Genomic DNA, 9367 nt, shown 5'->3' with positions numbered 1-9367 from the left:
CACCCGCCCGCCGCCACAGCGTTGAACAACGTCATCCGACGGCGCGGAACGCCGTCCCGAAACCGCCGACCACGGGCAGCAGCAGCCTGGTCGCGCTCACGTCCACGCTCACGCCGGCACCCGGCTTCGGGCGCAACGTGTAGTCGTGGTCGCTGGACAGGAACACCAGCCCCAACCGGTGTCCCTTCGGCAGCACGTAGTCGTGCGGCTGCATCTCCACGCTGATCCGGTACGACTGGCCAGGCCGGATCGGTTTCGTCCGGGTCGGGTCCTCCCGATTCTGCGGATCCGTCCAGCCACGGGTGATGATGCGGGTCTTCCCGTCCGGCGCGCGGTCCACCAAGAGCGCGGTCACGTTGGCGGCCGGCCGGTCGAAGGAGAGCCGGGCGTCAACCCGCGTCGCGCCACTGACCCGCATCGCCGTACGGGCCGGCTCGGTGACATAGGTCAGGCGGTGTGGAGAACTGGCCGCGTTGGCCAGATCCTCGGCATGCTTCCGGGCGTCGTCGGTGAGCTTCTCGATCACCGGACGGCCGAACATGCGGCCGTGCGGGGTCAGCCCGCCCGCTGTGGATCCACCCGGGCGCAACCGAAGCACCGCGGTCGAGGCACCGGGATTCGGCCACTCGGCCTCGTCGACCCAGGACCTGTTCTCGCGCTGGATCGTGGCCCTCGGCTCGTTCTCCACGCCGTTGTTCTTGCCGAAGAGATAACGGGTGAACCAACGGTTCAGGGTGCGCAGCCACTCGTCACGACGCAGGCTGTAGGGGTCGACGTGACCCGATTGGTGCAGCCATATCTTGTGGTGCACACCCTGCTTCCGCAGCGCCTCGTACCACTGGGCAACGTGTTTCGTCTTGACGTTCCAGTCGTTGAGGCCGTGTACGGCTAGCGTCGCGGCATGCACCCGGCGCACGTCGTTGAGGTAGTTCCGCTCGTCCCAGAAGGAGCTGTAGTCACCGGTGACCCGGTCCTGCTCCTTGGTCAGACGGTCGATGACGGGCTTGCAGATCGCACGATTGCCGCGGGTGTAGACGTACTCGGCGAGCACGTCGGTATCCTCGCCCTGATAGCCGCCGGGCGCGACGATTGCGCCGTTCGCGCGGTAGTAGTCGTACCAGCTCGAGATGGCGGCGATCGGCACGATCGCTTCCAGCCCCTGCACCCCGGTGGAGGCGACGGCGTTGGGCAGCGTGCCGTTGTACGACACGCCCATCATGCCGGTCTTACCCGTGGTCCAGCCGGCCTGCACCGGCCTGCCCTGCGCAGTGCGGGCGGAGGCCCGGCCGTTCAGCCAGTCCACCACCGCCTTGGCGCCGATGGTTTCGTTGCGCCCGCCCGAAGTGGGGCACCCGGTGGACTTCCCGGTACCCAGCGACTCGCCGTAGACGACGGCGTAGCCGCGGGAGGTGAAGAAGGACTCGTAACGCCAGCTGATCGGCTCCGCGTTCGGACCCGCGGAGCCGAGCGCGGCGGCCATACGCTCGTCCGTGGCCGCACCGCGCCGGGGGCCGCCGCGCTTGCCTTCCGGCACGTACAACTCGACGTCCACGTTGTGGTTGGTCACGTCGTTGCCCCCGGCGTAGTAGGGGCTGGCCTGGTAGACCACCGGTGCCTTCATCCCCTGCTCGGTGGCACGCGGCCGCACCACCTGGACGTGCACCTCGTCGTCGCGACCGTCGCCGTCGCTGTCGACCGGCGCCCGCACCCATACGTGCTCGCGCACGACGTCGGCGGGATCGAACACGGGCTGTGCCTGACCATCGGCGAAGACGGGTCGCGGCGGCGCGGCGACGGCGACGTTTCCGGTCAGGGGTAATGCCACGACGGCGGCGAGCAACGCGGCAGGGACTGTTCTCATTCGCTCTCCCCGAGCTCTCCGGCAGACTCGCTGGCACCCTGTCCGGGCACTGACCGGGCGTCAACCCTCCGTTCGTCCCGAAGATCCACGGCTTCGCCCGGATGATGGGACTGTAGGGCCAGGTAGTCCGCACAGCCAGCTGACAGCCGGGCGTCACGGCGCGGAAATCCGAGCCTCGAGCTGCGACGAGGGCAAGGAAACAAGTATCCGGGGCACCCAAGAGGACTAGCCCAACCCGAATGACCGGGCCCAGGCGATGAACCATCGCTGGGCGCAATGCTGTTCACATGCTCCCATCTTTGCGACAGGTGTTGCACGTGACACAAGATGTCGCGTGAGCGGAGCCCGGTCCCCGCTCTACTGCTTACGCCGGTACAGGTACATCGTCAGTGGCGCAAAGATGGCGGTGAGCAGTGCGGACACCAACAGGACCAAGCCGATCTGGCTCGCGGTTGCCGTGCCGTGGAGCAGGCCGCGGACGGCGGTGGCGGCATGGCTGACGGGGTTCACCCTCGCCACTGCCTCGAGCCATCCCGGCATGGTTTCCGGCTTGGTGAAGATGTTGCTGATGAAGCTCAACGGGAACAGCAACATCATGCTGGTGTTCGAGATCGACTCGGGTTTCCGCACCACCATGCCGAGCGTGGTGAAAATCCATCCCACGCTGAACGCGAAGACCAGCAGGATCACCAGTGCCAGCAACGCACCCCCCACACCGCCGTCGGGACGGAAGCCCAGCACCATTCCCAAGCCGATGGTCATCACGATGGCGAACGTGTAGCGAACGGCGTCCCCGACCAGGGCGCCGACGATCGTCGCAGGCTGCCAGAACGGCAAGGTCCGAAAACGGTCGAAGACACCCTTGGCGATCTCGCTGTTGAGCGCTGCCCCGGTGTTCACCGTCATGATCAGCACGGTCATCACCAGGATTCCCGGCAGGAAGTAGTGCAGGTACTCCCCGGTCGAACCGGCGATCGCGCCACCGAACAGGTAGGTGAACATCAGGACGAACATGAACGGCATCACGATGGCTTCCCCCACCTGCTCTGGGGCGTGCTTGAAGCCGATCATGGCCCGCCAGACGAAGGTGCGCGAGGCGTACAGCGGGTTCGGTTGCGACGGCCGGCTGTGCGCCGCAAGCGCCTTACGCAGGTTCTCGTCGACGCCACTCTGCGACGGCGTGGCCGGTGACGAGGTCATGCCACCTCCTCCTTCCGGGAGTCTTCGGCCACCGGATGTCCGGTCAACGCCAGGAAGACCTCGTCGAGGCTGGGCTGACCGAGCGTGAACTCCACAACCCCGACATCGGCGTCGGACAACGCCGCCAACGCCCGGCCCACCTGGTCCGGGTTGGGCACCCGGGCGAACAGCACAGCCGGGTCACCCGCACCACGCACCGGCACCGCGAGCGCCTGCGACAGTAGCTGTTCGGCCTCCGACCGGCGCTCGTGGTCACGCAGCCGGACCCGCAACGCACCGTAGCCAACCGAGGACTTCAGTTCGGGGCTCGTACCCTCGGCGATGATCCTGCCGTGGTCGATCACCGCGATCCGGTTCGCGAGCTGGTCGGCCTCGTCGAGGTACTGGGTGGTCAGCAGGACGGTGGTGCCCTCGGCCACCAACGCTCGCACGATGTTCCAGACGTGGTTCCGGCTGCGCGGGTCGAGGCCCGCCGTGGGCTCGTCGAGGAAGATGAGGTCCGGGGTCACGATGATGCTCGCCGCGATGTCGAGCCGACGTCGCATCCCGCCCGAGTACTGACCGGCTGGCTTGCCGACAGACTCGGCCAGATCGAACGCTTCCAACAACTCGCTCGCGCGGCTTCTCGCCGCAGCCGGGGAGTGCCCGAGCAGCCTCCCAATGAGGACGAGGTTCTCGTGGCCACTGATCCCCTCGTCAATCGACACGAACTGTCCCGTCAGGCTGATCCTGTTCCGCACGGCGGCGGCGTCGCGGACGACGTCCTGCCCGAACACCCGCGCCGTTCCGGAATCGGGCCGCAGCAGGGTCGCCAGCATACGAATCGTGGTGGTCTTGCCGGCACCGTTGGGACCGAGCAGGCCGTACACCACTCCGGTCCCTACCAGTAGATCGACGCCGTCGACCGCCCGTGTGTCGCCGAATGTCTTCACCAGTTTGCTGGTCTCTATCGCGAAATCGGAGCTCGAATCCACGGCTTGCTCCCAGGTCTTGGGCCACCCGGGTGACGGGTGGCCCGGCCGACACCCACCGGCGAGCCAACCTACTGACGACGTCACCACGCACACAAGATCCCTTTGCAGGAATTTGATCTCCGATCCTTCCGCACACGACACTGGATACTCACCGGCGCTTCTCCGAGCTTGCTCGGTCGAATAATTGCCGGAAGTTGCGACAACACGTCGCACAGCGCCGGGCGCCCCGCGTCCCCGCGCTCGGTCGCGCTCCCAATGTTGGGTCTTCGTTCCCACCGACAGCAGCGACGAGTGCCGCGCTCACTGCTGCATTACGTGGTGGACGACCCCATCGAGCAAACGATGCGCGGGAGCGGAGACGTTCAGCAAAGCTGGATGGCTCACCCACACGGCGGTTGGCTCACGTCGAACAGCGACGGGGTGAGGAGACTGATCATGATGGTACGTACCACCCACTGGCGGTGCGTTTCGCGCCTTCGATCACGTTTAGCGAAGCCGTGAGCAACGTTCCCGACCGTTGTCTGGTCGGGGCGAGTCCGGTAGTGGTCCGGATCAGAGCCGGCAGGGTGGTGTCCGGATCGACGTTCACGGTGCTGCTGCGGCGGCGCAGGCCGATCGACTCGCCATTGGTCCTCGCGCTACCGTTGCTGGTTGCCGAGTACGACAACCAGTAACCGAGGCCCGCACTCCTGAGGAACGTCGGTTCTCCCGTGCGCCGTCGGTGGTCCGGTGACAGCTTCCACCGGACGCATGAGCGGTGCCTTTCTCGACAATCCTTGAGAAGCACAGCGCGTATTAACTCACCTAGCGTGTTTCTGACTGGGCGTACGCAAGCCGATCACGCTGCTCTTTCGATCCCTCGGACGCTCAACAGGTTGTGGTCCGGATGGTCACGGCATGGAGGAACGACGGCAGTCCACATTGCCTGACACCTCCGCGGGGAGACGCTCCTGCCCGTCTGACCGACCAGGCTCGCCGATGTGCCGTTCGGGAGGCCGAGTGGGGCGGCAGGCCGTCACAAAGAACCTTGGAGACGCACATGGGCCAGGTAGCGAAGGGAACGCTACGCACTCCCCCGATGGTGAAGGGGCTGCCCTTCGTGGGGAGCATGCTGGCGTGGCGACGCGACCATCTCGGCGTCTTCCTGCGTGCCTACCGACAACACGGTCCCATCTTCGGCATCCGACTCGGTCCCATGAAGGGCGTTGTGCTGATCGGACCCAGGTACCACGACTTCTACTTCCGGGAGGTCGACCGCACCCTCCTGGTTCCCCAGCTGTATCGCTTCGTCATTCCCATGTTCGGTGACGTCATGATGGCGGCTGCTGATCAGCAACGCCGACGACGCCACGTGGCATTGCTGCAGTCGGCATTCCAGGGTGGTCAGCTCGCGCACTACACCGAAACCATGGTCAAGGAGGTCGACAGCTGGCTCGACACGCTCGGGGACAGCGGCCAGTTCGAGCTCTGGGACGCAATCGAACCACTGGTCATGCGCATCGCCGCGAGCGCCCTGCTGGGTCCAGAGATCCGGACGCGCGTGGACCAGTTCCGTCCACTGTTGACGGATCTTGCGCGTGGGATGGAGTTCGTCCTACCACCGAACCTCCCGCTGCCGAAGTTCTTCCGCAGGGACCGGGCACGTCGGCAGCTCAGCGAGATGCTGCGCCCGGTGCTCGACGAACGGCGCCGTGGACATGGCCGCCACTCCGACTTTCTCCAGACCCTTGTCGACCACGAAAGCCTTCGCGCCGAGGGAACCGAGGTGCAGATCGGCATGGCGCTGTGCACCATCTTCACCGGATACATCACCACAGCGGCACAGGCGTGCTGGACACTGGTACAGCTGCTACGGCATCCGCGGCACCTCACGTCCGTGGTCGACGAACTCGCCGAAGGTCACATCGATCTGCATACGGACCCAAACGCCTCGCTGAGCCGCATGCACAGTCTCGGGTGGGCCTTCAAGGAGTCGCTGCGCCTACGTCCGGTCATGGGTCACTACGCCAGGGTCAACGCCCGAGACTACGAGATCGACGGGTTCCACGTACCGCGCGGATGGACCACCATGCTCTGCCCCGGGGTTGCCCATCGGTTGCCCGAAGTGTTCACTGATCCCGAACGGTACGATCCGGAACGGTTCAGCCCGAAACGGGCCGAGGACAAGCAGCATCCACATGCTCTTATCGGTTTCAGCGGTGGTTTTTACCGTTGTCCCGGTCAAGCGTTCGGGACCAACGAGGTCAAGATCCTGCTCGGCGCGCTGCTCTCCAGATACGACCTGGCTCCTCTTGCCAGCGAGCCCAAGCCGGACTTCGAGCTGGGGGTAACCCGGCCGCGCTCTCCGTGCGTCATCCGCTACCGTCGGCGCCGATCGTGACGCCAAGCGTGGCCCTCCACCGCTCCCTTGCCGGGCGAGACGGAGGGGCTTCAGATGGTGAGGGTCCTCTGTGGTCGCTGTTGTTCTTCAATCTTCCTCACCGGGGGGTGGATCCGCCCCGGCGGGTTAAGCGGTTACCCGAAACATGGCGCAACGGAGCGGTGTCCCACCACCACTCCGTTGCGCCGGCGTCCCGCTCAGGCCATCGCGGCGAGGTACTCCTCGGCCACCAACCCGACCTGCTCCATCAGGTGGAGCTCGTCCGTCACACCCCAGTGCTCGACGAGCTTGCCATCGGCGATCCGGGCGATGCCGAACACCGAGCAGGCGACCCGCTTCCTCGTGGGCGCCGCGCCCATGTACTCCCCCGTGTGCGTGGCCGTGGCCGTCATCCGGGTCGCGACCCGGTCCCCCTCGGCGACCATGTCCTCGATCTCGAAGTGCAGATCGGGGAACGCCTTCATGAAGTTGGAGACGATGTTCACCACGGATTCGAACCCATGGCTACCGCTCCGGGTGTGGTGGACCATGTCCGACGCCCAGAACCGGGCCATGCCCTGGAGATCTCCGCTGTTCCAGGTCGCGATGTAGCGCCGGACCAGCTCCTTGTTCGCCTCAACCGACATCGTGCGTCGCCTTCCTCGTGCTCCCGAGCACCCCTGCCCCGCTTCGGGGAGCGGTACGGCCCCATCTGCCACCGCAAATGTTCCCTACCCGTGCGGAGGAAGGCTTCTTCCTCCTTGCCGGCCCAACAACCCCGCCCTCAGCAATGCCGAAGAAGCAGGCGGGCACGAGGCGGTAGACACTGCGGATGGAGGGATTGACGCATGCGGGCTGACGAAGGAGCCGGTCATGCCAGTGGAGCGCAAGCAACAGCACCGGGACACCGAATGGACGAGCCTAAGTAGTGAGGCACTCGAGCGGGCCATCGGCGACTTCACCGTCGACTCCGGGGTCACGCCCGACTCGGGCGTGACCGCCGAGCAGGTCGCCGAGGTCCGCCAGGCGATCAAGAAGCTGGTTGCCAAGGCGGCGACCATCAGCGACAAGTACATCAAGATCAAGGACTTCGCCAAGAAGTCCGGCAGAAGTTTCGAGGAGTTGGTGGATCCCGAGGAGTTCAGTGCCGACCGCGCGGTACTGAACCGCATCGTTGCGGACGAGTACCGGTTGGTGGCACCGCACGGGGAGATCGTCGGGAAGGAGAAGTGCATCAACCGGATGTTGCACGGGGCGATCAGGCCCCAGTCGCTCGGCCCCGACGGGTTCGAGACCACCGAGGACACGCTCCAGGTGCACGGGAACACCGCGGTTTCCGTGGGCACCTTCCGTATGAAGGGCAAGTGGCTCACCGAGCACGAGGCCACCGGAGAGATCACCGAGGAGGTTCGGGAATTCTCCTACCGAACCATGCACAGCTTCACCTTCCGCAACGGCCGTTGGCAGATCACCGCGTCCCAGATGACCGATTTACGACGGCCGCCGGTCCGCTTCGCCACCGGACCGGGGACGGACCGCCCGGCCGACTGGCGACCCGAGGACCAGCAGTAACAGCTCCCCGGGGTACCTGACCCCATGGGAGAGCGGGGCAAGTACCCCGGAAGAGCACCCGGAGCCACCGGGCCGGCGCAACGTTGTCCTGCCTACGACGACAAGCTGCTGGGAAGGACTGGTGCTCGCGCCCGTTCAGCCGGTGAGCTGGCCACGCGCAGACGTATCGCCGCCGTTCCTCACTGTGTCATACCGGACGCCGGCTCAGCTGGAGCGCGGTACGAGGACACCTCGGTGGTTCTCTGCGCGGTACCTCGCGGCCTGGTGTGTTCGCAAACCAGCGGGACAGTAGTACCGGGTGGTTCTGGCGGGACCGTTGTCGACTGCATCTTCGAGCCAAGGCAGGCAACGTGCGGTACGTGGTGTTGGGCAGGAGTGGGCTCCGGGTGTCGGGCCTGTGTCTGGGGACGATGACCTTCGATGAGGAGGGCCAAGGCTGGTGCGTCTCCAAGGAGGAAGGCCGGAGGATCTTCGAGGCCTTCCTCGACGAGGGTGGAAACTTCGTCGACACGCATACGTACGGGCCGACGGAGGACTACCTCGGTGAGTACATGAGCGGCCACCGGGATCGTGTGGTTGTTGCGACGAAGTACGGTGGAACACTCGCGCATGATGACGTGAACGCGTCCGGAGCCCATCGCAAGAGCATGATCCGCTCGGTAGAGAACAGCCTGCGACGGCTCAAGACCGACTACATCGACTTGCTGTGGCTACACGCGTGGGACAACCTCACGCCGATCGACGAACTCCTTCGTGCCACTGACGACCTCGTCCGTACGGGCAAGGTGCTCCACCTGGGTGTTGCGAACGCGCCGGCATGGGCGGTGGCGCGGTTCAACACTCTCGCCGACCTTTGCGACCGTACCCCGTTCTGCGCGATCCAGGTGGAGTACAGCCTGGTCGAGCGCGAACCCGACCGCGAGCTCATCCCCATGGCGGACAGCCTCGGTCTCGCCATCGCGTCATGGACACCACTCGCGAGCGGTTGGCTCACCGGAAAGTACCGCCAGGGGCACGGTCCTGCTCCCGGCGGCCCACCGCGCCGGTTGGACGATCCGGTCATGACGCGCTTCCTCCCCCGTACGGAACGCAACTGTACGATCGCCGAGGAGGTCTGCTCGATCGCCGACGAGGTCGGTTGTTCTCCCGCGCATGTGGCGCTCAACTGGCTCAGGTCCCGCGGCACCATCCCGATCTTCGGTGCCACCTCCGTGGTCCAGGTGAAGGAGAACGTCGCCTGCTTCCAGGTGGAACTCTCCGACGAACAGCTCGCCCGGCTGTCCGAGGTCAGTCGCATCAAGCTCGGCTTCCCCCACGACTTCCTCGCCAGCGGGATGGTGCGGCGCCTGATGTACGGCGACAAGGGTCACCTCATCGACAAAAAACCTCGGTAGGTCTGCT

General features: G+C 65.7%; 8 protein-coding genes. 4 read left to right on the top strand and 4 right to left on the bottom strand.

All coding sequences use genetic code 11. The annotated features are described in order from the left end of the window. Positions 1 to 31 precede the first annotated feature (31 nt). From IEY55_RS13315 to IEY55_RS13305, 3 genes are all read right to left on the bottom strand, one after another. Entirely contained in the window at positions 32 to 1861 is a 1830-nt protein-coding gene (locus IEY55_RS13315; RefSeq protein WP_189057597.1) for a Xaa-Pro dipeptidyl-peptidase, read from the bottom strand. Positions 1862 to 2218: 357 nt separating this feature from the next. Further along, the gene (locus IEY55_RS13310) at positions 2219 to 3061 is read right to left on the bottom strand and encodes an ABC transporter permease (protein ID WP_189057595.1); all 843 of its coding nucleotides are present in this window, start codon (positions 3059 to 3061) and stop codon (positions 2219 to 2221) included. Beyond that, positions 3058 to 4035: an ATP-binding cassette domain-containing protein gene (locus IEY55_RS13305; RefSeq protein ID WP_189057593.1), complete on the bottom strand. Its 978-nt coding sequence runs from the start codon at positions 4033 to 4035 to the stop codon at positions 3058 to 3060. The genes IEY55_RS13310 and IEY55_RS13305 overlap by 4 nt, the downstream gene beginning before the upstream one ends. Before the next feature lie 497 nt (positions 4036 to 4532). Between IEY55_RS13305 and IEY55_RS13300 the strand changes: the two genes are divergently transcribed. Then, positions 4533 to 4709 (top strand): hypothetical protein, encoded by a 177-nt coding sequence (locus IEY55_RS13300; protein WP_189057592.1) that lies wholly within the window; start codon positions 4533 to 4535, stop codon positions 4707 to 4709. A gap of 365 nt (positions 4710 to 5074) precedes the next feature. Further along, positions 5075 to 6415, top strand: a complete 1341-nt coding sequence (locus IEY55_RS13295) for a cytochrome P450 (protein ID WP_189057590.1) — start codon at positions 5075 to 5077, stop codon at positions 6413 to 6415. 197 nt (positions 6416 to 6612) lie between these two features. On the opposite strand, the gene IEY55_RS13290 is transcribed toward IEY55_RS13295, so the two are convergent. Beyond that, positions 6613 to 7041 (bottom strand): ester cyclase, encoded by a 429-nt coding sequence (locus IEY55_RS13290; protein WP_189057588.1) that lies wholly within the window; start codon positions 7039 to 7041, stop codon positions 6613 to 6615. A 226-nt stretch (positions 7042 to 7267) separates the two neighbouring features. On the opposite strand from IEY55_RS13290, the gene IEY55_RS13285 reads away from it, so the two are divergent. Together IEY55_RS13285 and IEY55_RS13280 are read left to right on the top strand one after the other, a co-directional pair. Then, complete coding sequence (locus IEY55_RS13285) at positions 7268 to 7966, top strand: nuclear transport factor 2 family protein (RefSeq protein WP_189057586.1); 699 nt, start codon at positions 7268 to 7270, stop codon at positions 7964 to 7966. A gap of 350 nt (positions 7967 to 8316) precedes the next feature. Then, a complete protein-coding gene (locus IEY55_RS13280; protein ID WP_189057584.1) occupies positions 8317 to 9360 on the top strand; it encodes an aldo/keto reductase in 1044 nt (347 codons plus the stop codon). Positions 9361 to 9367 lie beyond the last annotated feature (7 nt).

This window comes from Longimycelium tulufanense, assembly GCF_014645795.1.
GTDB lineage: Bacteria > Actinomycetota > Actinomycetes > Mycobacteriales > Pseudonocardiaceae > Longimycelium > Longimycelium tulufanense.
Note: the sequence above shows the minus strand (reverse complement) of the source record. Positions and strands in the feature narration are given on the sequence as shown.

What these genes read in the sequence shown, in the direction of transcription:
- IEY55_RS13285 (WP_189057586.1), top strand. Translation starts at nt 7,268, where the DNA reads ATGCCAGTGGAGCGCAAGCAACAGCACCGGGACACCGAATGGACGAGC.
- IEY55_RS13315 (WP_189057597.1), bottom strand. Translation starts at nt 1,861, where the DNA reads ATGAGAACAGTCCCTGCCGCGTTGCTCGCCGCCGTCGTGGCATTACCC.
- IEY55_RS13310 (WP_189057595.1), bottom strand. Translation starts at nt 3,061, where the DNA reads ATGACCTCGTCACCGGCCACGCCGTCGCAGAGTGGCGTCGACGAGAAC.
- IEY55_RS13290 (WP_189057588.1), bottom strand. Translation starts at nt 7,041, where the DNA reads ATGTCGGTTGAGGCGAACAAGGAGCTGGTCCGGCGCTACATCGCGACC.
- IEY55_RS13295 (WP_189057590.1), top strand. Translation starts at nt 5,075, where the DNA reads ATGGGCCAGGTAGCGAAGGGAACGCTACGCACTCCCCCGATGGTGAAG.